At 44.5% G+C, this 23058-nt stretch carries 14 protein-coding genes; 8 read left to right on the top strand and 6 right to left on the bottom strand.

The genetic code is table 11. The features are described 5' to 3' along the window. Nucleotides 1-88 precede the first annotated feature (88 nt). The 3 genes from P5V12_RS16930 to P5V12_RS16920 form a co-directional block, all read right to left on the bottom strand. Nucleotides 89-1750, bottom strand: a complete 1662-nt coding sequence (locus P5V12_RS16930) for a chitinase (RefSeq protein ID WP_316954274.1) — start codon at nt 1748-1750, stop codon at nt 89-91. 292 nt (nt 1751-2042) lie between these two features. Continuing rightward, nucleotides 2043-3593, bottom strand: coding sequence for a glycosyl hydrolase family 18 protein (locus P5V12_RS16925; protein WP_316954273.1), 1551 nt, complete (start codon nt 3591-3593; stop codon nt 2043-2045). Between the two features lie 401 nt (nt 3594-3994). Further along, the gene (locus P5V12_RS16920) at nt 3995-4927 is read right to left on the bottom strand and encodes a histone deacetylase family protein (RefSeq protein ID WP_316954272.1); all 933 of its coding nucleotides are present in this window, start codon (nt 4925-4927) and stop codon (nt 3995-3997) included. A 387-nt stretch (nt 4928-5314) separates the two neighbouring features. Between P5V12_RS16920 and P5V12_RS16915 the strand changes: the two genes are divergently transcribed. The 5 genes from P5V12_RS16915 (at nt 5315) to cydB (ending at nt 12170) form a co-directional block, all read left to right on the top strand. Further along, nucleotides 5315-7444, top strand: coding sequence for a TonB-dependent receptor (locus P5V12_RS16915; RefSeq protein ID WP_316954271.1), 2130 nt, complete (start codon nt 5315-5317; stop codon nt 7442-7444). Nucleotides 7445-7459: 15 nt separating this feature from the next. After that, nucleotides 7460-8965, top strand: coding sequence for a PepSY domain-containing protein (locus P5V12_RS16910; protein ID WP_316954270.1), 1506 nt, complete (start codon nt 7460-7462; stop codon nt 8963-8965). Nucleotides 8966-9128: 163 nt separating this feature from the next. Beyond that, entirely contained in the window at nt 9129-9671 is a 543-nt protein-coding gene (locus P5V12_RS16905) for a GbsR/MarR family transcriptional regulator (RefSeq protein WP_316954269.1), read from the top strand. A 79-nt stretch (nt 9672-9750) separates the two neighbouring features. After that, a complete protein-coding gene (locus P5V12_RS16900; protein WP_316954268.1) occupies nt 9751-11166 on the top strand; it encodes a cytochrome ubiquinol oxidase subunit I in 1416 nt (471 codons plus the stop codon). Beyond that, on the top strand, nt 11166-12170 hold the full coding sequence (gene cydB / locus P5V12_RS16895; protein WP_316954267.1) for a cytochrome d ubiquinol oxidase subunit II: 1005 nt from the start codon (nt 11166-11168) through the stop codon (nt 12168-12170). Before P5V12_RS16900 ends, cydB begins: the two co-directional genes overlap by 1 nt. A 72-nt stretch (nt 12171-12242) precedes the next feature. Here the strand turns inward: cydB and P5V12_RS16890 are convergent, their stop codons facing one another. Together P5V12_RS16890 and P5V12_RS16885 are read right to left on the bottom strand one after the other, a co-directional pair. Further along, nucleotides 12243-14705, bottom strand: a complete 2463-nt coding sequence (locus tag P5V12_RS16890; protein ID WP_316954266.1) for a PKD domain-containing protein — start codon at nt 14703-14705, stop codon at nt 12243-12245. 291 nt (nt 14706-14996) lie between these two features. Beyond that, nucleotides 14997-15554 carry an N-acetyltransferase gene (locus P5V12_RS16885; protein WP_316954265.1) on the bottom strand — a complete coding sequence of 186 codons (558 nt, stop codon included), beginning with the start codon at nt 15552-15554 and terminating at the stop codon, nt 14997-14999. A gap of 174 nt (nt 15555-15728) precedes the next feature. On the opposite strand from P5V12_RS16885, the gene P5V12_RS16880 reads away from it, so the two are divergent. The 3 genes from P5V12_RS16880 to P5V12_RS16870 are packed head-to-tail and all read left to right on the top strand — an operon-like array spanning nt 15729 to nt 18288. Then, complete coding sequence (locus P5V12_RS16880) at nt 15729-16541, top strand: MipA/OmpV family protein (protein WP_316954264.1); 813 nt, start codon at nt 15729-15731, stop codon at nt 16539-16541. Beyond that, nucleotides 16531-16983 (top strand): DUF3019 domain-containing protein, encoded by a 453-nt coding sequence (locus tag P5V12_RS16875; protein ID WP_316954263.1) that lies wholly within the window; start codon nt 16531-16533, stop codon nt 16981-16983. The genes P5V12_RS16880 and P5V12_RS16875 overlap by 11 nt, the downstream gene beginning before the upstream one ends. Before the next feature lie 30 nt (nt 16984-17013). After that, nucleotides 17014-18288: an ATP-binding protein gene (locus P5V12_RS16870; RefSeq protein WP_316954262.1), complete on the top strand. Its 1275-nt coding sequence runs from the start codon at nt 17014-17016 to the stop codon at nt 18286-18288. Here P5V12_RS16870 and P5V12_RS16865 read toward each other — a convergent pair. Next, nucleotides 18285-22856, bottom strand: coding sequence for a response regulator (locus P5V12_RS16865; protein WP_316954261.1), 4572 nt, complete (start codon nt 22854-22856; stop codon nt 18285-18287). The genes P5V12_RS16870 and P5V12_RS16865 overlap by 4 nt on opposite strands. Nucleotides 22857-23058: the final 202 nt, after the last annotated feature.

Genomic DNA, 23058 nt, shown 5'->3' with positions numbered 1-23058 from the left:
TAAGTTTAGATTTTAGTTCCAATAACCACTCGTCTTCATACAAAAAAGCCGGGAAAATCCCGGCTTTTTAACATCAACTGAATACCTATTAATTGGCATCAATATGGGTACGCATACCTTCTGAGAAAACAAAGTTATTAAATGCATCCCAGTTTACAGACCAAGTCATAAACCCGCGAAGTGTTGGGTAAGTTCGGCCTGGGTTGTAAGCAGGGCAGGAAGTACCTTTGGTTAAGCACGTCCAGGCTTGCTGCAAGCCACCGTTATCCACGAAACCACCACCCGCGTTTACATTGGCAGGTACGCCAATTAGTACTTGGCTAGGGTCAAGTGCAGGGAAGAAGTGGTTAGGATCGCCCATAATTGGGAAGCCTTTAAGTAGCATATCGATCATGGCTACGTGGAAATCTGCACCGCCCATGGTGTGGTACTGATCATCCAAACCGGTGATTGGTCCAGAGTTGTAGTTCTGAACTTGTAAGAAACTCAATCTGTCTCTTAGCGCGTGAATCACTGGAAGATAGGCACCTGTACGTGGGTCTGCCGCAGTTGCAATACCGCCGTAGAAGCTGTAACCCATTTGCACGAAGAAAGTTTCAGGAGCCATGGTCAACATACAGTCTGCACCACAGTTTGTGAGAATTTGTCGAGTTGCATCGATTAAATTCACAATCACAGGTGTGGTTGGATTACGGAAATCGCTGTCACCTGGGTCAAGAGATAGCGAGTGACCTTCGAAGTCGATATCCAAACCGTCAAAACCGTATTCGTTGATGATTGCAGTCATAGTGCTAACAAACGCATCTCTCGCACCTGCAGTTTCCAAACGAACCTGACCGTTTGCACCACCAATAGAGATCAGAACTTTTTGTCCGCGAGCCTGAGCTGTTTTTACATCCGCTTTGAATTGTGCATCGGTAGTAAATGCAGCATCTGGTGCAAACTCCATAACACCACTGGTAGGTGAAGTGGGTTCCGCAAACGAGATGTTAATAATGTTGAAGGCTGGCGAAACATCACTTGGACGAATGTAACCTGCCCCATTGGTGAAGCTTGCATGGAGGTAGCCATTCAAGATGCGAGAAGGTAATCCGCCACCAGAAGATGAACTGCTGGATGATGAACTGCTGGAGCTACTGCTTGATGAACTACTTGAGCTAGAGCTACTGGAGCTGCTGCTGGATGAGCTGGAGCTGGTAGTGCATGGTCCAACATCTTCCCAAGCATAGGTGTGTGCCCAGCCAACCCCTGGCACATATGCGGAGTTACCGGATGAACACCAGCCGCCAACAAGGCATTGCCAGATGCGTCCAACATTCGATGCCTGGTCGCCAGTGTTGTATTGACCGTTTATATCAAATGCATTCGGACAGCTGCCACCTGAAGAGCTGGAAGAAGAGCTGCTGGATGAAGATGAGCTGCTTGAGCTGGAGCTGCTGCTGGATGAAGAGCTACTGCTAGAGCTGGAAGAACTGCTGGATGAAGATGACGAGCTAGACGATGAAGAGCCCGTACAATCGTCGACAAATTTCCATTCCTGCCATGAGCCTGAATGGGTTTCCGGGTCTGCACCCTGGGTCCACCAGGAAGCGGAATACACTTTGAGGTTTTGTTGAACCTGCGCACCGCCGTTATAGGCTGTGCTGCTGTTCCACACCTGGATATTACTGCAATCCATCGCGGCGAAGCTCTGTGACGCGAACAGGCTTGCTGCGGAAAGCGATGCGACTGCAACTGCTTTTTTCAACATAGTAATCACCTTTATTAAATTTATTATTGTGTTTTTATTGGGACTTCAGTCAGACCTGAAGCGGGGTAAAGACTACATAAGGAGGGGATACGGCAAAATTCCAACCGCCTTAACTTTGATAAAAACATCTGACTTTTATTGTTATTTTTAATCAGATTGTTACCAAACTAGCACCAGTCTGATAATAAGTCAGCTTTTAAATACACATTTTGCGGTACAACAAACTATAAAAAAGGCGCCGATTATTTTCATAACGGGCGCCTAGTCAATGGAGCTTAGGGAGTGAAACCTTTTACTGACACACTGGCGTTTGTGTTAAGCCGTTAACCGCTTCATACATTGCAGTTAATAGAGACATCTCGCCAGTTACATCTTGAGACAGTTCCCAAGTCATAATGCCGCCCGCCTGTGTTCTGGCTAGCTGTGCTTTTTGACGAATAGTTGGGATACCGTTCCAGTAATCTGAACCATCAGTGTCGCGACATGCATTAAGTGTGGTTTGAGCAACTTTGCTGCTGTATGCCGACCAGCTTGGACGTGCGTAGTAAGGCACACCAACCACTGCTTTTGCAGCTGGTAAGCCGCGACCTAACCAATAGTTTAATGAGTCTACTGCGTAGGAGTATGGTGAGTGAGTTGCACCGTTACCGCCGTCGTAGGCCATGATGTTCAAGAAGTCGATGTCTGCGAATACTTCGTTTTTGATACCGTCACCGGTATAACCCAAAGCAACAACTGCCGCAGTAAGGATTTTACCTTGAGCGTGAAGAGCGGTCGCCAACTCATTCATCATCAATGCATAGTTGTCAGCAGATGTGCCGGGATCTGGGTATTCCCAATCCATATCCACACCGTCAAGGTTGTACTGATTGACGAAAGCCATCAAGTTGTTAACGAAGTTTGTACGAGTTGTTGGGTTAGCTGCTAACACTTCGAACGCACTGTCATTACCGTTGTTCCAGCCACCCACAGCGATGGATACTTTCACGCCGTTTGCATGGGCCAGTGAAACAAGGCTTTGTAATTTAGATGCGCCGTCAATTGCTTGCAGGCTACCGTCAGAGTTAGGCAACAAAAATGAGTAATTAATGTGCGTTAACTTACTGTATTGGATGCTGTTTACATCGCCAGACCAGGAAGGCATGTAACCTACTACATAAGGCGCACCACCGCTGGAACTGGAAGAGCTTGAAGACGAGCTACTGGATGAGCTGGAGCTGGAAGACGAGCTTGAGCTGCTGGATGAAGAGCTGCTTGAGCTGGACGACGAGCTTGAGCTGGAAGAAGTGCCTCCAGTACATTGGTCTGCGGTAACAGCTGACCAAGCATATTGATTCGCCCAACCGACACCAGGTTCATAGGCTGAATTACCAGAAGAGCACCAGCCTGCTACGTCACATCGGTAGTAACCGCCTGCATTGGCTACAACATCGCCATAAGCATAAGATGCACCAGCAACATAGCTGTCACAGCTTGCGCCACCACTGGAAGAGCTGGACGAAGAGCTTGAGCTACTTGATGAGGAACTGGAACTGCTGGATGAACTGGATGATGAGCTTGAACTGCTGGATGAAGAGCTACTGCTGGAGCTGGACGAGGAAGAACCGTCACATGCGCCGTTGTTTGTCCACTCTTGCCAGGGGCCTGAATGCGTTTCAGGGTCTGCACCTTGGCTCCACCAATTATTGGTGTATGCATTCATATTGTGTTGAACTTGCGTCCCGCCGGAGTACGCAGTGCTGTTATCCCATACGGGTAAACCACTACAATCCACTGCATGTACATGACTTACTACTGAACCACAACTGAGTGCGGCTAATAGCGCAACTGCCGTTTTATTCATAATTTTTCCTCGCAGTATTGATTTTATTATTTGTGGCCAACTTGCAAGCAAGGCTGGCAACCAGGTGTTTTTTGTTTGCTGCTAAGAGTTTTGTTTTGCCTTGTGAGCGCGTGAATGAATCACGTATTTATTATTTTTATAATTCTTAAGTCTTAGGTTGTTATTTTTATCACTATCGACTTAATTTACGCAGTGGAGTTTTGCCGTTTTTTTTTTTAATTGCAAGAAAATAGATCAAAACTCTGTAAATTTTGGCCAGGATTTCTACTTCTGTGACATATCTTTCAACTCTATTAGTACTTGTTTCTTACCGGTATGAGTTGCAGGTGGGTAAAAGTGTTAATAAATACGTATGATTTATTATTAAGATTAATGTATGCAAACGATGAAAAAGGATGAGCTTATAGCTTCGCCAGAGCTTTAATGTGTGCGCAGGCTGATCGAGATAGAGAGCCCAGGTCGTATCCACCCTCCAGTACTGAAACAATACCCTGACATTCTTCACTGCTGTCAACAAATTCTCGCAGTTGTTCGCTTACCCATAAATAGTCATTATCCATTAAACAAATGGAAGACATGTCATCCAGAACGTGGGCGTCAAACCCGGCAGAAATAATTAATAACTCCGGCGCGAACTCTTTTAGTGCAGGGATACACTTTTGTAATATTACTTCACGAAATTGTTCGCTTTCGCAGGTTGCAGGCAAAGGCGCGTTAACAATATTTTGTTTGCCGGGGTTTATTTCTGTATTCGGGTAAAAAGGGTATTGGAAGCTGGAGAAATACAGCACCCGATTTTCATCAAGAAAAATATCCTGCGTTCCATTGCCGTGGTGAACATCAAAGTCCACTATAGCGACGCGTTTAAGTCGATAATGATGGAGCGCATAGGCGGCACCGACAGCGGCATTATTATATAAACAAAATCCCATTGCGCGATTATGTTCTGCGTGATGTCCGGGTGGACGAACATTACAAAATACCGTGTCAGTTTCGTTGCGCATCACATAATCCACACCTTGCACCACGGCACCTGCTGCCAGCTTTGCCGCGCGCAGCGTGTAGGGCCCGAGCCAGATATCTTCATCAAAGTTGACGAGCTCTTCTCCCTCTTTTGGGGCATAAAATTCTACGCGATCAAGATATTGAGGTGAGTGAACTAACTGCAAATGGTTTCGGGAAGCTTCCACCGCTTCTTTATGAATAAGACAAAAATCCAGACCGGTACTGACCAGTTGATTGGAAATGGCACTAATGCGCTCCGGGCACTCAGGATGTCCGTCGGGCATTACGTGCTTAAGACAATCTTCATGGCTAATCAAAAAGGCAGTCATTTAAGTCCTTGGTACTGTGGGCAGGTGGAGTGGGAGTGCAAAGACGCAAAATACTAAAGGTTTTATTCTGGCATGCCTAGGGTCTATAAGGGCTTGTTGGTGTCTGTTATACCTAAAATGTAGCAGGTATAAATGAAACGGCATAGATAACTCTTTATTAATAACTAATTCTTTAAATTCCCATTTTTTCTTTATGGTTATTTGTCGGCTGATATTTTTTGTGTTTTTTCTGTCAATGCGCTTCCCATATTCTCTTATTTACTGGCAGCATTTATAAGAGCTTCGTTGGCGTGTATGGAAAAACGTTTGTTTGGTGCGACAATTTGTCACTTTTGACCCTTTTCGCCTTTCGTTAATGTTGCGCTCCTGAATATCAGGAGATGCTAAATGAATAATAAAAATATAATAGCGGCCACTCTGTGCCTGTTAAGTGTGCAGGCAGTGGCTAACGAAGCTATGCAGATTGCCATATCCCCGGTGAACATATTGGAAGAGATGGTGGTTACCGGAACGCGAGAAGAAAAATCAAAACGAGAAACTGCCGAATCTGTCGCGGCTTTTTCGCAAGATGAAATCGCCAATATTGCGCCTTCTCATCCCGCCGAAATACTGAATCGAGTAGCCGGGGTGCACATCAATAATTTGGGGGGGGAAGGACATATGTCTTCTATTCGCCAACCCATTTCAACCGGTCCGGATTACCTGTTTCTGGAAGATGGCGTGCCCACTCGGCCAACCGGTTTTTTTAACCACAATGGTCTGTACGAAATTAATATTCCGCAAAGTGGCCAGTTGGAAATAATAAAAGGCCCTGGCTCGGCTTTGTACGGTAGTGGTGCGTTTGGTGGCATTATCAATGCGATTACCCTGGCTCCGCCGGAAGAAAAATCCGGCCGTGTTGACTTGGAAGTGGGAGAGTACGGATGGAAACGTCTATTGGTCGGCGGTGGTACACCCCTAAGCAGTGACAGTGGTATTCGTGCGGATATCAACGTGACCGATAACGACGGTTATCGAGAGTATGGCGATTACAGTCGAACGTCGGCCAGTATTCGTCACGATGGCAAACTGGGAAAACAGTGGGATATTAAAAGCGTACTGTCCTATACCGATGTGGATCAGAGCGGTATTTCTTCTCTGGAAGAAGAGGATTATAAAAATAATCCGACCAAAAATATTTTTCATGGTGATGTTGGCTATCGAGAGGTTGCGGCGCTGCGTTTTTCGTCCGAACTCAATCGAGTAATTGGTTCCGAAGGGTTGTTCACCTCGACATTTTTCTACCGCGATAATGAAATGAAGATGATGCCCAGTTGGATGGTGACTTACGATCCGAATATTCGGGATTATCAATTTCAATCCTATGGCGTCATGCTTAAGCAGCGGCAAAATATTTTCTCCGGGCGTGGACAAATTATTGTCGGTGTCGATACTGATTTTACGCCGTCATCCTATAAAGAAAACGCAATTACCATGTTGCCCGAATTGGGGCAGGGAGAATCGCGGGAGTACTATGAAAATTATGCCCTCGGCGAGCTAAATTACGATTTTGATGCTGACCAGTTTTCTGTTTCCCCTTATATACACAGTGAATGGCGTTTGGGATCGGATTGGATTATGAATATCGGCGCTCGTTACGATCATTTCGAGGTGGATTATCAGGATAATCTGGATACGGAAATACAACGTTCCTATCAACGACCAGAATCGCAAACCATTACGTACAACGAGTTCAGCCCGAAATGGAGTTTGATTTATCAGTTTTCGAAAAATCATATGGGCTATGTCAATTATCGCCATGCCTTTGTCTCACCGGGTGTGGGTTCGTTGTTTCGCCCTGGCAGCAGTCAGGATTCGGATAAACTAAAACCCACGACAGCGGACAGTTATGAGCTGGGTTTACGCGGTGTGATCAGTGAAAAACTGAATTATGAAATCGCCTATTACGAAATGGATAAACAAGATGCGATTGTCAGTTATGTTGAAGATCGCACCCGAAAAATGACCAACGCCGGTGAGACTAAACATAAAGGTGTTGAGGTTGCACTCATCGGGCAAGTCACCGAACAATTGGGTTTTAACTTTGCCTGGACCTATCGCGAGCAGGAGTACAAGGAATATCAATATATTTATGCCTGCTATCCGCCTGCGTGCATTCCCCCTGTGGTTGAAACACGGGATTTTGCCGGGAACCAGATTGGTAAAGCGCCCAGACAGATGGGGAGCTTTAGCATTAATTATTCGCCGCTGGACGCACTCAGTTTTGAATTGGAAACCGAATATATGGGTGACTATTTCACCGACGAAACCAATCAAAACACGTATGAAGGGCATACGCTGTATAACCTGCGTGCGCAATACAAAATGACGGATGCTATCAGCCTGCAGCTGCGTGTGATGAATCTGAGTGATGAGTTGTACTCTACTTACACTCAGAACCAGGTAACAAGCTCTGATATTGATTATCGTCCGGGTTTACCGAGAACGGCGTATTTAAGTTTGAAAGCCGCCTTTTAATGTGAGAGTAGAGCAATGAAAAAATTAGCCAAACCCTCAATGCAATGGCATAACAAACTTAAATGGTTTGCTGGTGCTTGCTTGTTTATTTGGGCGCTTTCCGGTGCCTTGCATCCACTTATGACCTGGACCGGGCCTAAAGCGGTAAAGTTTTATCCACCAAAGTTTGGGCTTTCTGTGGAACAAGCCACGAATATAAAACAACCGCTACAGGATGCATTGGCAACCTTTCCAAAATCGGTGGTGGTTAAAGTGCTGGCCAGTGAAAACGGCGCAGTGATTCAGGCAACACAAAGTAAGTATGCTGCGCGTAATTATTTTTCATTTGATGGCAATGTCATGCCGAAAAATTTCGATGTACAGCATGCGGCATGGTTGGCCAGTTATTACACTGGGCACCCGCAAACGGATATTGGTGAAATTCAGTTTATTACGGAGTTTTCCAATGAGTATCCGCCGGTAAATCGTTTGTTACCGGTTTATCGGGTATCTTTTCCTGAGCAGGGGAATCTGGTTGCGTTTGTGTATACCGAAACCAACGCGCTTGCCGGGTTAACCAATGGAGTAAAAACTAAAATCCAAACGGTGTTTCGTGCATTGCATACGTGGAGTTGGTTAGATGTGTGGGGCTTTGGTCGCGTCCTGCTTGTCGGGCTATTTATGTTGTCATTAATCGCCATGTGTGTCATGGGTATGGCCTTGATTCTTGCCATTCCCCATCGAAAAATAAAAGACACAAAACGTCGCTGGCATCGGATTATTGCCTATGTGCTCTGGCTACCTTTATTGGGTTGGTCGGCAAGTGGTTTTTATCATCTACTCAAAGCCGAATATGCAGACAATGTTAGCGGTATACGCTTGAGCCATTTAGCGGAACTAAAACGTTTTGGTTCATTCCCGAACGAAAATTATTTTTCCGAATATGCGAATCAACCGCTGAATAGTATTTCGTTAGTGCCTGGAGCGGAGAGCCAGACGTTATTGCGATTAAGTTATGCCAATCAGGATAAAGGGCAAGTCAGTCGTGTAGAAAAGTACCAGGGGCGGCCGTCGGAAAGTGGTTCCCGGTATTTGGATTTTTATTCGGGGAATCCCGTTGCTACGTCCGATAAAGAGCAAGTGCAATGGCTGGCAAACGGTTACACCGGATACACCAGTGAACAAATTGAGCATGTGCAGATAGTGACCCGTTTTGGCCCTGAGTATGATTTTCGCAACAAGCGCTTACCTGTGTGGATGGTGCAGTATGGGGATGAGTTCGGTACTCGGGTATTTGTTGACCCTGTGACTGGTGTCCTGGTGGATCAGTCACGAAACGTGGACCGAATGGAATCCTGGTCGTTTTCCGTTTTACATAAATGGAACTTCCTCAATGGCATTACCGGCAGGCAGTGGCGCGATATCTTAATCGTCAGCACTATTTTCCTGAGCTGTTTCCTGGCTGCGGTAGGCCTGTTAATTGGAAGAAGAAAACAGCGAAAGCAAGAAGCGGTGATAGTCGCGGAAGAGCTGGCTTCCTGATGCAGCAGAAAGCAATGGAATGCTTTTTTGCTTTACCCTATCTGTAGCCCTTATCCAAGTCAAAAAGCCGAAAAGGTACTTCCGTCAAATTGGGGCTTTTCACCAGAAGAATAATAGATTAAACTTTCAGAAATTACTGAAAATTTGATATGGATCAAACTCTATGCAAATGACACCAATGGTACAGTCCTTCGTTATGCACTTCGGCGAGATGGGTAGCCGTTGGGGCGTGAATCGCACAGTAGGCCAGATATTCGCATTGCTGGTGGTGAATGAGCAGCCCCTGAATGCCGAAGACCTCGGGTCGGCGCTGAGTATATCACGGGGTAACGTGAGCATGGGGGTGAAAGAACTCCAGTCCTGGCGCTTGGTTAAGCCCGTCCACTTACCCGGCGAGCGTAAGGAATATTACATTGCCGATGGCTCTTTATGGGATATGGCCACTAAAGTATTGGAAGAACGCAGAAAGCGCGAGGTGGATCCCACGCTTTCTGTGCTTCGCGATTTAATGATGGATAGCCCGGGTAATGAAGCTGAAGAGTATGCTCAGGGAAAAATGCGCGAGCTGCACGATATGCTTGAAGTATTTACCAAGTGGAGTCACGACCTGCAAAACATGAGTCAGGAAAACCTAATGACATTAATGAAGTTGGGGGCAGGTGTTGGCAAGGTCTTGGATATGAAAGACAGAATCTTAAACAATTAGGGTGAAAGCCCGAACATCACATCACTCTCTTCAAAATAACAATAACGAGAGGAGACCGGTATGACTTAGTGAGGTAATTATGCTCGATGAATTGGCTTTAGCTGGCCAAGTGGTCAGTGCGTCTGTAGAAAGTACGTTGATGTATTCTCGCATACAGTTTGCGCTTAATATCAGTTTTCATATTTTGTTCCCCACCATTACCATCGCCTTAGGCTGGTTTCTTTTTTATTTTAAATTACGCTATCAAATTTCCCATGCGCCAGTGTGGATGCGTGCCTATCGATTTTGGGTAAAAATCTTTGCATTAACCTTCGCTCTGGGTGTGGTCAGCGGCATCACCATGTCGTTTCAGTTTGGCACCAACTGGCCAGGCTTTATGGCTCGGGTTGGAAATATTGCCGGGCCCCTTCTCGGTTACGAAGTGCTTACCGCATTCTTTTTAGAAGCCACCTTTTTGGGCATTATGCTATTTGGTATAAAACGCGTTCCGCCCTGGCTTCATACCACTGCAACACTGGTTGTGGCTGTCGGCACAACTCTCTCGGCATTTTGGATAATTGCTTTAAATTCCTGGATGCACACTCCGGTAGGTTTTGAACTGCGCGATGGCGTGGCATTTCCAACGGACTGGTGGCAAATTATTTTTAATCCTTCAATGCCATATCGGTTAACCCACGTGCTTCTATCCTCGGGTTTAACTGCTGCCTTTTTAGTCGCCGGCATTTCGGCATACCGAATACTGAAAGGGGATACCAAACACGGGCCTTCTAAAGCGCTTAAAACCGCGGTTGTGGCGGCAGCAGTCATGATTCCGTTACAGGTTTTAGTCGGAGATATGCATGGTTTGAATTCTTTAGAGCATCAACCGCAAAAAATTGCCGCCATCGAAGGTGTATGGCATACGGAAAAGTCTGCCCCCTTATTATTGTTCGCTTGGCCGAATGAAGAAGAAAAAACCAATGATTTTGCTGTTGGTGTTCCCGGCTTGGCTAGCCTTATATTGACCCATGATTTTAACGGAGAAATTAAGGGGCTGAATGAATTTGAAGGTGAACATCCGCCCGTTAAACCTCTGTTTTTTGGTTTTCGTTTAATGGTGGCAGTTGGCATGTTGATGTGGGCCGTAGCCTGGCTAAGTACCTATTTTATTCTGCGTAAAAAGTCGCAACCCGGTTGGTTAATGAAGGCGTTAGTATGGATGACCTTTTCCGGTTGGCTGGCCACGTTGGCAGGTTGGTATGTAACGGAAATTGGCAGGCAGCCATACCTTGTACAAGGTGTGCTCACCACACAGGAAGCTGTGACCAGTCTGCCTCCAGGCAATGTTTTATTCTCGTTAATTGTTTACGCCGTTATATATGCAGGCTTGTTAACCGCCTATGTGCATACACTTTTTGGTATGGCGAAAAAGGCCATCAACGTAGAGGAATACGAATCCGCGGATGTTGAAGCGCCTGTGGTTCCTGAATTAGTCACGCAAGAGGTAAACCGATAATGTTTGATCACGATGTTTTGGCAATTATCTTTTTGCTTCTATTGGGCGTAGCGGTTTTGGCTTACGCTATTTTGGATGGATACGACTTGGGGGTGGGAATATTGTTACCACTCAAGGCCGAAAAAGAAAAAGAGCGGGATACCTATATTTCCTCTATTGGCCCTTTCTGGGATGCTAATGAAACCTGGTTGGTGTTGGCGGTGGGAATATTGCTGATAGCTTTTCCTGCTGCACACAACATTATTCTGCACCAACTTTATATTCCGGTGTTGTTTATGCTTTGCGGTTTGATTTTACGTGGAGTGTCATTTGATTTTCGAGCCAAAGCCCGGGTTTCTCACAAAACAACATGGGACAAATTATTTAAACTGGGTTCAATCATGGCATCCGTTGCCCAGGGATATATGTTGGGCCGCTATGTGTTGGGTTTTGAAAACAGTACTGCCGCTTATGCCTTTGCTGTATTAAGTAGTTTATGTGTGACTGCTGCATACGCGTATATTGGTGGAGCTTGGTTAGTGATGAAAACCGAAGGGGGTATGCAGAAGAAAATTGCCGGCACCACGCGCCGTGCCGGTTGGTTGGCTGCGTTGGGTATTTTTGCTGTGTGCTTGATTAACCCGCTCACCAGTGATTACGTTTGGCTGCGCTGGTTTAGTCTGCCGGAAGCATTTTTGCTGTTTCCTATACCACTCACCTGCTTTGCTATGTTTATATTGGCTGACCGTTTTCTGCGAAAAATTCCTCTGGCAAATGACTTTGGTTGCTGGATCCCCTTTGTGGCTGCACTGACTATCTTCTTCCTGTGTTTTCAGGGGCTCGCTTATAGCTTCTACCCCTATGTTGTACCGGGAGAAATGACGGTTTTTGAAGCGGTTGCGGCACCAGAATCGTTACAGTTCGTATTGATTGGTGCTTTGATCGTGGTGCCGATGATATTAATTTACACCGCATTTTCCTATCGCGTGTTTTGGGGGAAAACGACGGAGTTGAACTATTATTAAATGATCTATCAGTTGGGTTGAGCCACCTTCTAAACAGGTGGCTCATTTGTTTACATGATTAAAACATAAGTGTTAATGAAGAACTATTGCGCGTTGGCCTGTTTTTATATCTACCGCGAGCGTGTTTTCATAGCCGGCCATAAGTAATCGATTTAAATTTTCATCAATATATAATTTGCTATAAAAGTAGTCCACTTGATATAAATAACCTGTTCCCGGCTTGGGTAATATCTCAGCCGTTTTAGTGGTTACATTAATTTTGATGAAATCCAGTTTTCTACTTGGATTTGAATACGTCGATAAGTAGATGTTTGTAAAGTCGTCGTTTATGGTGGTCTTGAACGTGTTCAGTTTATAAGTCGCACTGTCTCGGTAGCTCTCAGGTATTGTTCTGCTTAAATTCAGCACACTAGTTACCGAGCCTGTTTTACCGTCAACAAAAAATAATTCATGCTCTTCATTGACTTGAGCCACAATTGCCAACTGGTCATTTTTTTTGTTGCAGCCAATAATTTCCATTGTTAACGGCCCTCCTGGAAGGGAGACGGAATCCATTATGAGATTCACTTCCTTTGTCTCCATGTCTGCATGTACTAGTAATGGGCCGTTATTGAGTACCATATAAAGGTTTTGTTCGTTAATACAGCTACTTAGAAGTCGCTGATTCGTTAAAATGTCTGGGTTGCTGCTTTCTTCAATTAGGGGTAGGTACTGTCTGGATTCTATATTTTGTATACCGATGTGTGTTCGGCTGAAGGACAAAGAGTAAATTATGTTCGTATTCCATATCCCTAACATCGCGTCGACAGATTGTCTGTAGGTTGTTTCGGTATCCTCTCGTAAATCCAGACGATTCAATGTCGTTATGCGTTGGGCATTTAAAAATGTTTGAGTTGTATTGTGGAAGATCGCATCGTTTAGTTCGTCGTAATAGAGGGTATTTAGTGGATGCAGTTTAGGCATGTTTGGGTTTTCAATGACGCTAGTCTCAAGCGTTGTTATATTTATTTTATGAATGCTTGCAGCGTTATTACCAAGAATGAAAAGCGATTGCGACGGTTTATCGAAATATGAAAGTGAATACATATTGCCCAAATCCAGGAGCCCATAATTTGGTGATATGACGCTAACCGCTTTACTTTCACCGGTAAAGGTATTAAATACGGAGAGAATACCGTTTCTGTCAATCCAATAAGCTTTTTCGTCGATTGGGTTGTAGTGTAGTCCCCCTGTAACTGCTGAAGAATAATCATTCCAGTAAGGGGAAGACAAATTATCAAGATGAGTTCGATCTCCGGTGTTGATGTCTATAACCACTAGATGAAGGTTTACATCACTTGTACCAGTAAGAGTATAGAGTTTCATATTGGTAGCATCGTAAACGATATTGCTAATACTCGTCAGACTTGCTCCTGTCCCTTTTTCGTCGGATGATATTAAAGACCATTCGCCTGTTGTCAGGTTAACTTTATGAATTTGATTATTGTTTGTTGATGCTTTTCTTGAGCTGACAAATGCAAAATTACCTGTATCGTCGATAACAGTCGATTGCAGGTCATCATAGTTCGAGCCTGGCCTTTGAATGTTGAGCGTGTCACCTATATAGTTGGTGATAATTGTACTGGTGGTTTGAGTAGCGATTTCATAGCTTTTTATCTCCCCGCCAATGGATATTATGCGGTTATTAAAAGCGTCGTACGCCCAAAGCCCACCAGCGAATTCTGGGCTAGCTGTCATAATCTTCTTTTCGCCCGTTTCAGCAGAAATCGCATAATGTTTTTCTTGTACGAAGTCATAAAAACTGAATTGTTTTCTAATTGAATCCCAAAACAGTTTTGATGAACTGGAAGATAACGGTTGTGTATGTATGCTTACTGTCGTGCTTATTTGGCTCCCGGAAGGTAAAGTCGCTGTTGCCACTATGTTGGCTGCCTTGTTACTTTCTGATGGTAATACCACGTTGCTCGCTCGCCAAAAACCAGCTTCATTCACCGTTGCCTCTACTGAACCGAGTCCACCAGATACTGCTACTGTTGTTCCAGTAGGTGCGTGGCGTAAGTAACCCGTTGCTTCCAAATTTTTGCTCTCGAATGCTGATCGCTTGGTTGGGAATACGAAATGTATTTCTGGGTGAGCCTTAATCAGTATTGAAACCGTTTCTGTGGCAGTCGAACCGTCATTATCAGTAGCCACAACAGTGAATTCTATAGATGTGTTATCCGTCACTTCAGGTGCTTGGAATATAATCGAAATATCGTTGAATGACGTAGTATCAATCTGAGGTCCTGCTGTTTGCTGCCAATTGATATCAGTAATCACTCCATCTCTATCTGTCGCTGTACCAGTTATTTGAACTTGTTCGGCTTCAAAAACTTCCTGACTATGTTGTAGCGTAATCTGAGGAGGGTTGTTGGGGATTGCTCCCCCCGAGGAGGAGCTTGTTGATCCGGAATTGCTAGACGAGCCGCCACCGCCACAAGCAAATAGAGCTACTGTTACAGTGCAAATAAGGGATATTTTGCTAAATAGTCGCATAGGAATTTTTCCGTAATGTGGCTGTATATGATAACTAATGCAGTCAGATTATTAGATGCGAAAACGTACAGCTGTCCTGGCTATAATACGCCATGTTTTCGGTTTAATGTTGTTTGATGTCCTTCGTCTGGTTTGGAATTTCGAATTTATCAATAGGCCTTCAGAGCTATTCATTTATTGAGTGTTATTTTTCATGTGCTTTCTTGATAGCAATGTTCGGCGTTACGTTTGTCGCGGATAAAGCATTTTTTATATCATAAGAGCATTCTTGAATATATGTTTTCCTGGCTCTCACTCATCCGCCTGCCAATGCTCTTCTTTATCCAATGCTTTCGCACACAATACCGTTGACGAGATATTACCAAGAATATTGGGAGATAGGGCTTTGACCATCCAGGCGTCGGTGTATTTAGGCAAGATAGGGTAGGGTGCTTGTAAGTTGTAGTGTGCGGCAACTTCGAAACCGGCTTTTGGGTAGTACTCCGGATGGCCAAGGACGAATACCAAATCGATGCCATCGGATTCCAATGTTTCCAGGCCTAGCTGGATAAGTGACTGACCTATGCCACGCCTTTGATAATTGGGGTGCACCGCGAGGGGGGCCAGTATTTGAGCCTGAATGGCGTGACTTTTGTCACTGGCCAACCGTGCCTGGGTAAATAGAATGTGTCCTACTACCTGGTCGTCTTGTTCGGCGATGAAACTGTACAGGGGTAATGCGCTGGGGTCGTGTAAAAGATCATCTGTCAGCTGCGCAACTTCTGGCCCTTGTTTATCTCTGCCAAAAGCAAGTGTGTGTAAGGCGAGAATGGATTCAATATTAGGATCTTGTGAAGTTTGAATACGCATTAGGGTTTGTGTTCCAGACAGGCTGACCAAAGTTAAACTTATACGTTGTAAATATGCGGCATTCCATAATCTGGATCATAATTTGAGCGAAAGCTGAGTAACATTCTGTGACACACGCCGTTGGGGGCATGTGCTATTATCGGCTCCAATAATATGGTGAGTTGGGGTAGGTTAATGTGCTTGAAGCATAAGCCATTTATAAATCTGATTCCTTGGGTCATTAGCGCGTGCTTGTTTTTTCCGCTCTCTATGAGCTGGGCCGCAGACATTTCCCGAGAATTACGCCAAGGGGCTACAGGGGCTACAACGGAAGGATATCTGGAATTAGGACTGTCTTTGGGCGCGGTATTTGCGCTGGAGAATGACGGGGCCTGGGCCGGATCAGAATTCTCAGGTCCTGTTCATGCCGAGTGGCGTTTTCAGAAAGGCCGGTTTTTCGTTGAGGATGCGCAACTGGGGTTCGAAGCCTGGGGGAATGAGAGCTTTAATATTGAGGCAATCCCTGTCATGGTGATTCTCGCTCGCGAAGAGGAGAAGAATAAATATGAAGGTCGTGATCCGGTTGTATTAACGGGCTTTCGCGCAACTCATTACAGTGGTTCATATATTAGTCAGTTTCAGTTTGGGGGGGACATTACCTCCGGTGATAATAATGGTTGGGCAGCGCTATTTCGCACCGGTCGCCATTATCAATACCGCAACTGGAATTTATATGCTTCCCTGGGGTTTGCTTATCTGGATCACCGTTTTAATAATTACGTGGTTGGTATCGATGAATCGATTAACCCTGATTATCCCGAATACCACCCGGGTTCCGGTTGGGATTTCTTTGCTGAATTTGGTGCAAAATATCCTTTATCTGAGAATTGGGTTTTTTCTGCTGCGGCGACGAGCATGATTATGGATGACAACCAATCAAGAAGCCCGATTTTGGAAGGTGCAAAATTTGTAAATACAACGGAGTTTGTTTTTGCATATGTATTTTAATTGGACAACGTTGTTAAAACGACTATCAGGTAAGATGGTGTGGCTGGCAGCCACATATATGTGCCTTGCTGTTGATGCGTTTGCGCTAGACACTTCCACTGATGTGGTATCGGCACAGCTTATGCCGAAACCCAAGCGTTGTATTGCGCTGCATAGAGGTCAGGTTTGTTATCAAAAAATTGATATGCAATGGCACTATCCCGATGCGCAAACAACAAAAATCTGTTTGTACGAAGTGAGTGAAGCCCAGCCAATTGAATGCTGGATAAAGCTTTCCAAGGGCAAAATCCGCATAAATTTTGAATCCGCACACGATAAAGTATACCAGCTACGTGAGGGGCAAAAGGTTTTGGCTGAGTCTCTCGTTAGTGTTGCCTGGGTATACGGTGGTAATCAAAATAAGAAAATCGACAAACGGCGTCGTTCCTGGAGAATATTCTAGTGTGCGCTTCTGCCCGGTTATAGATCCTCCATGCAACGCCTAGCCGCCTCACTCGTCATTCTTGTTACTGCCACGGTTATTGGTTTGGGCTGGTTGTTTGATTTCTTGTATACCAAAGTCTCACCAAATACAGAAGGGCAAGACGATGTAACCTTCTATCGGCACCTGATTTCGGATGCTTCTGCAGGTCTGGTAAACGAACATCAGCTCGAACATTTTATGGCGCACTGGAAAGACAATAAGCATTTTATTTTTGAAATAAATGAGCTAGATGTTTTTCCCGTTCCCGCAGAAGTAAAAAGTGATTTCTTGTCTGGTGAACCATTAATTCTGGAAACGGAAAGTGGTGTCACTGTTCATGCATATTTACCTGAACTGAATAAAGTACTCAGTTTAAGTCACGACGCATTGCGTTATTCCGGTGGGCAGGGGCAAACTTCTTTTTTACCTTTACTCTTCACGCTCTTTTTCTATATCGCTATTACGGCTTTGATACTCATCTGGCTGTACCCGTTGATTACTCGATTACTATTACTGCGCAAAGCGGCAAAAGATTTCGGTGATGGTGATCTGGATCGTCGTATTCAGGTTGGGCGTATGTCGTATATAAGCGATATCGAGCGTGAGTTTAATCGCATGGCTTCACGTATACAGGAGTTGATTAGCGATAATAAACTATTGAGTCGAGCAGTTTCCCATGAACTTAAAACGCCTATCGCCCGTTTGCGTTTTGGTTTGGATATGTTGGCCGATGCAGAAAGCATTGAGCAGCAGCGTCGGCACTTTGAAGGTTTGCAGGAAGATCTGGATGAGATGCAATCCCTCGTGGAAGAATTATTAGGTTTTGCCAGGTTAGACAGCGCGCGGGTGAATGTGGAGTATGAATATGTCTCCCTTGACCCGATGTTGCAGGAACTGTTGAAGCCATACAAAAAATCAACGCTTGAACTGAATTACTCCTGTCAGTATGACGATGCAGTTGTTCGAGGGGATAAGTTTTATTTAAGCATGTTGGTCAATAACATTGTCAAGAATGCTGTGAAATACGCAGAGCAGCAGGTATTGGTTAGTCTGTTTTTACATAACGGCAAACCGGTAATCAGTGTTGAAGACGACGGACCCGGAATCCCTGTTAATGAAAGGGACGATGTGATGCAGCCGTTTTACCGGGGGATAAAAAGTAAAAAAGCTGGCAGTCATGGTATGGGTTTGGCGATAGTGAAACGAATCGCAGAATGGCATGAACTCAAAGTGGTAATCGCAGAATCCCAACTTGGTGGAGCAAAGTTGATCGTCGAGTTTTAGCGCGCGTAGTCACCTAGTGTTGATACGGTGTTTTGATAGCAGGTGACAAAGGCCGTGTATGCTTGTTGCATGGCGGCTTCGTCGTAGTCCTCTCTTACGTTTTGTTCGATGTCTTCCAATAAATGATGTAATTGTTCTGCGCCAAGGTTTCCTGCGCTGCCTTTTAGTGAATGAGCCGCAGTAATAATTCCCTCTGCATCGTTTTGATCTACGGCTTCTTTTAATGCGATAAAACGTTCTTCAACGGAGTCGAGAAACATATTAACAAGCTTTATTGCTCGCTCTTCTTTTTGATTTACACGTTTTAGTAAAGCTTGTTGGTTCCATATTGGAAATTCATTGCCCTCTGGCTCTATGACTTTGTGTTCATTATTTTGGTTGTTTTCAATAGTCACGGATGTAGTTTCCACTGTGTTTTGTTGTTTATTAATATTTAGCCAATTGTTTACTTTTCGATAAAGAAGGTCGACATCAAGAGGCTTGGTAATGTAGTCGTCCATGCCCGCTTCAAAGCATTTTATATCATCACCTTTCATCGCATTAGCGGTCATCGCGATAATGGGTATTTTTGCATTGGGCACGCCTTCACCAAGGCGAATGGCTTTGGCAGCTTCGTAACCATCCATTATGGGCATTTGGCAGTCCATTAAAATCAGGTCGTAGGGAGCTGACCTTGGTGCGCTTGCCAAAGCGTTCAATGCTTCGGCACCATTGCCAACCGCGTCTGCACTATAACCCATGTCCTCCAGGTTACTTAAAGCGACTTCCTGGTTGATTGGATTATCCTCGACCAGCAGAATACGTTGATCCTGATTACTGTGTTTCTCCGATGGTTGATCCGGGTTTGTTAGCAGATGCTCTTTTAAATCTGTACCGCCTTGTAAAACAATCTTTAACGTTTTGCACATGGCTCGTGGTTTTATCGGTTTGGAAATATATCCGGTAAACCCAAGGTAAGCGTAACCCTGTGCAGCATGTTGTTCCATAATAGAGGTGATCATAACCAATTTCATCTTTTTCATGGTTGGATCGCCCTGAATCAACTCGGCGAGTGTTGCGCCATCAATCATTGGCATTTGCATATCGATAAGCGCTAAATCAAAGAGCTTGTTACTGCGACTGAGAGTTATTTGCTTTAACGCATCGTGGCCGTCAGCGGCGATAACAACTTCAGCACCGTGATGTTCCAATTCTGTTTTTAAATGGTTGCGATAAGCCCGGTTATCGTCCACCACTAATACTTTTTGTCCGCTTAGATCGACGCTGGGTTGTTGGCCGGGTTGTTCGCTATTTTCTGGCAGGTAGACGGTAAAACTAAATGTACTGCCGTTGCCTTTTTTACTTTGCACCGACATGTTGCCCTGCATGAGTTGGCAAAGCTGTTTACTAATGGCCAAGCCCAATCCGGTGCCGCCATACTTTCTGGTTGTCGACGCATCTTCCTGGGAGAAGGCATCAAACAGTTGATTAATACGGTTGGCGGCAATACCTATTCCGGTATCGGAGATAGAAAATAACAAATTGGCTTTGTCACCTACCACATGCTCGGGGTTGGGGATGACAGAAATCGTAATTTCTCCAACGTCGGTAAATTTAATGGCGTTACCAACCAGGTTCGTTAGTATTTGTCTTAGCCTGCCGGGGTCGCCTTTTACATTCACTGGAACACTGGGGTCGATGTGTAAAATCAGTTCGAGATTCTTGTCCTGTGCTCTCACCGCCATTGAATCCGAAAAATCTTCCAGAGTGGATAACAAGTTAAACTCCAGCTCTTCAAGTTCTAACTTGTTGGCTTCAATTTTAGAAAAGTCGAGAATGTCGTTAATGATAGTTAATAAACTTTCTGCGCTGGATTGAGCCAACCTTGCATAATGCCGTTGTTGTCTGTCCAGTCTGCCGCGACTCAGCAATCCCAACATTCCCAGAACACCGTTCATGGGAGTGCGAATCTCGTGGCTCATATTGGCGAGAAAATCTGACTTGGCTTGTGCCGAAGCCTTGGCTTGATCAATGGCATCGTGTAATGCCAGTTGCTGAAGTTCCAGATCAGAAGCGTATTGGTGAAGCTTGTCTTCCGAGCGCTTGTCTTTGGTAATGTCTTCGATTGTTAAATAAATACCGCGTACGTTGCCTTCGTTATCTGTATCTGGGTAGCAAGTGCCGCGAGCGTAACGGTACTCTTCATTATCATCGACAAGCTCATATTCAAAATGAACAACTTCTCCCTGTAAAGATCGATTTAAGTGTTCAGAGACATGATTAAATATGTCACTGCCTAAAACGTCAGAGACTAAATGCCCAAGTATTTTTTCCTCCGGTAAGTCAAACCATAGAAGGTAAGACTTATTCACAAACCGGTAGCGAAGTTCGCAATCTACGTAGGCTAAAAGGTATGGAACTGCGTTGGTTATACCGACGATGCGGCTGCGAGCTTCCTGTAATTCTTTATTACGTTGCTCTTTACTGTAAAACAGATTGTAAAAACTTCGAGCGAGTTGTCCGACTTCATCTTTTGAATCCAATGGCAGTTCGCCAATAAATTCCGATTCCGGGCGAGTGTCGATACTGCGAACCAATTGTGAAAGTGGTTTTAATAATACTTTGACAACGATATAAGATATGCATAACACAATAATTGATAAGGCTATACCCAATAGCAAAGTATGATGTCTGATTGTATTGAGCGATCGAAAATACTGTTCGTTTTCAAATATCACTAGCATGCCAAAGCGGTTATCAAGGCCAATATTACGCAACGAAAGATGAGAGAAATAGCCAATATGAGAAGTGCCTAGACTATCGACAAGTTGTGCGGATTTTAAGGTTTGTTGTTCATCGCCGATAAGTGTTTGGAGTTTGGGATAGTCTTTCTGAATTTGGAATATTTGTCCTTTATCAAAACCAAAGGTCTTTTGGGGGAAAGGGTGGATCAGGTAGTCTCCGGTTGAATTTGTCAGAAAAAACTGAATATTTTCTGGGATAGATAAAGCCACTTTTTTGGAGACAGCATTGAAATTTATGGCAATACTGATTATTCCTTCCGCACGTCCGTTGTCCATATTGAAAACCGGTGTGGCGACCTGGATGACAGGAACTTCTGGGATTTCTATTACCCCTTGACGCTGTTTGAGAGCAACTGGAGAAAGAATGATTTCTCCGTTGGATAACAATAGTGCTTTTTGATAAAAGCGCGATTCTGCATGTTGCTGCAATCTCGATTCGGCAGTGAAATACAAGCCAGTAATGCCCCGGTTTAGGCTAAACAACTCTTGTTTGTTCTTTGCATCAATATATTTGATTTCGACGTAATGCTGTTTTGTTTGCATCAGCTGAAACGTAAAAGCCTTGAGTTGATCCATCGCTCGTTTTTTACTTTGAGCATCCGTTGTTGGCGTCTGTACATTATCCAGAGCATGGTGAATTTCCGGAACCTTGGTAACAAAGCTAATATCCTGAACGGCTTCCACAAATAGGTCTTTTAACAGAGGTTTTATCAGGTTGGATTCATCTTCCAATGTGGTAAGAGTTCTGCTCACCAGTTGTTGTTCGTTCTCGGTGTAATAGGCAAAGCCAACTAGAAGAGACGTGAGAATCGTGAGCGAAAAAGTGGTAAAGGGTAACGTCAGGCTGAGCGGGCGTTTAGCGGGAGTGTTGGCGATTTGTGAAGAAAACTGTTCGTTGTCTTCATTGGTTTCGGCGATTGGGCTCTGTTCAGTATTCCATCTGTCTGAGGGAATAAATAATCCTAATAATAAAATGCAATTGCTCAATGCCATCAATAGATGGGCACAAAATAGATAAAAACGCAGTTGTTCGGTTTCACCGAAGGTAAGGTTAAGTTGAGCAAGGATTTGAGGAATGAGGCTCAGCAGTAGAAACAGTTTAAAGGGGCTTGGTTTTTGTTGATGCCAAATACCAATAGCGGTTGCCGTTAAACAATAGAATGCCAGGGAGAGTGCGTTGTAAGGCTGGCTGGACATGCCAAGAAATTGCAGTGCGTTGATATTGTTTTCATACCAATCCACCAGATACATACAAAACAGACTGATACCGAGCAGCGAAATCCCGGCGGTCAGTTGTATGATCTGCCAGGTGCCATGATTAAGTGGTCTACGACGAGACTGTATCGCTATGGAAATTAAAACCGGTACCAGCAATACCAATGGCTGAACTATCCGGCCGGTCACCCAGGCAATAGCGTGCAAAAAAGTAGAGTCACTTATTAACCTCTGCACAATCTCAAAGCCTTCAAACAAGGTAATGGCTAGAAAGGTAATTGCCAGCAGAGTGTAGGAAGAGTTCGGTGATGCTCGTTTGCGAAACAACAGGGCGATACATGCCACCGCAAGCAGTAAGGGGTTGGTCCATCCGGCGAGAATAAACCCCATATTTCCCAACACTGAGTAGTATGAGTGGTGGGGTGTCGTAAAAAATGGCTGACTATTAATATCTGGCCCGACTAGAAAGAAAACTACGTTGGGCACGATTGAAAGGGTAAGCACAACAAGCCCCAACACAATACAGTGAGGGGGTTTTAACAACGTAAAGCCAGACTTGACAGCTTTCATCAATGGCGAGCCTGTTGTGGTGGGGTCTCTGGAAGTCTATTTAGAAAAAAACCTTTCTTTAAATCTATGTCATTCTCGCTCAGGTGCAAGTACCGGCTGAAATAAGCAGGATTAATTCGCAGTTGATATACCACAATGGAATATTAATTAGGGATCGCTTGGTTTTCGTTATAATTATTGACAAAATCAGGCTATGCTGTGG

This window comes from Teredinibacter sp. KSP-S5-2, assembly GCF_032773895.1.
GTDB lineage: Bacteria > Pseudomonadota > Gammaproteobacteria > Pseudomonadales > Cellvibrionaceae.
Note: the sequence above shows the minus strand (reverse complement) of the source record. Positions and strands in the feature narration are given on the sequence as shown.

Excerpts from the sequence above, each read along its gene's own strand:
- P5V12_RS16930 (WP_316954274.1), bottom strand. The coding sequence starts at position 1,750 with ATGTTGAAAAAAGCAGTTGCAGTCGCATCGCTTTCCGCAGCAAGCCTG.
- P5V12_RS16925 (WP_316954273.1), bottom strand. The coding sequence starts at position 3,593 with ATGAATAAAACGGCAGTTGCGCTATTAGCCGCACTCAGTTGTGGTTCA.
- P5V12_RS16920 (WP_316954272.1), bottom strand. The coding sequence starts at position 4,927 with ATGACTGCCTTTTTGATTAGCCATGAAGATTGTCTTAAGCACGTAATG.
- P5V12_RS16915 (WP_316954271.1), top strand. The coding sequence starts at position 5,315 with ATGAATAATAAAAATATAATAGCGGCCACTCTGTGCCTGTTAAGTGTG.
- P5V12_RS16910 (WP_316954270.1), top strand. The coding sequence starts at position 7,460 with ATGAAAAAATTAGCCAAACCCTCAATGCAATGGCATAACAAACTTAAA.
- P5V12_RS16905 (WP_316954269.1), top strand. The coding sequence starts at position 9,129 with ATGCAAATGACACCAATGGTACAGTCCTTCGTTATGCACTTCGGCGAG.
- P5V12_RS16900 (WP_316954268.1), top strand. The coding sequence starts at position 9,751 with ATGCTCGATGAATTGGCTTTAGCTGGCCAAGTGGTCAGTGCGTCTGTA.
- cydB (WP_316954267.1), top strand. The coding sequence starts at position 11,166 with ATGTTTGATCACGATGTTTTGGCAATTATCTTTTTGCTTCTATTGGGC.
- P5V12_RS16890 (WP_316954266.1), bottom strand. The coding sequence starts at position 14,705 with ATGCGACTATTTAGCAAAATATCCCTTATTTGCACTGTAACAGTAGCT.
- P5V12_RS16885 (WP_316954265.1), bottom strand. The coding sequence starts at position 15,554 with ATGCGTATTCAAACTTCACAAGATCCTAATATTGAATCCATTCTCGCC.
- P5V12_RS16880 (WP_316954264.1), top strand. The coding sequence starts at position 15,729 with ATGTGCTTGAAGCATAAGCCATTTATAAATCTGATTCCTTGGGTCATT.
- P5V12_RS16875 (WP_316954263.1), top strand. The coding sequence starts at position 16,531 with ATGTATTTTAATTGGACAACGTTGTTAAAACGACTATCAGGTAAGATG.
- P5V12_RS16870 (WP_316954262.1), top strand. The coding sequence starts at position 17,014 with ATGCAACGCCTAGCCGCCTCACTCGTCATTCTTGTTACTGCCACGGTT.
- P5V12_RS16865 (WP_316954261.1), bottom strand. The coding sequence starts at position 22,856 with ATGAAAGCTGTCAAGTCTGGCTTTACGTTGTTAAAACCCCCTCACTGT.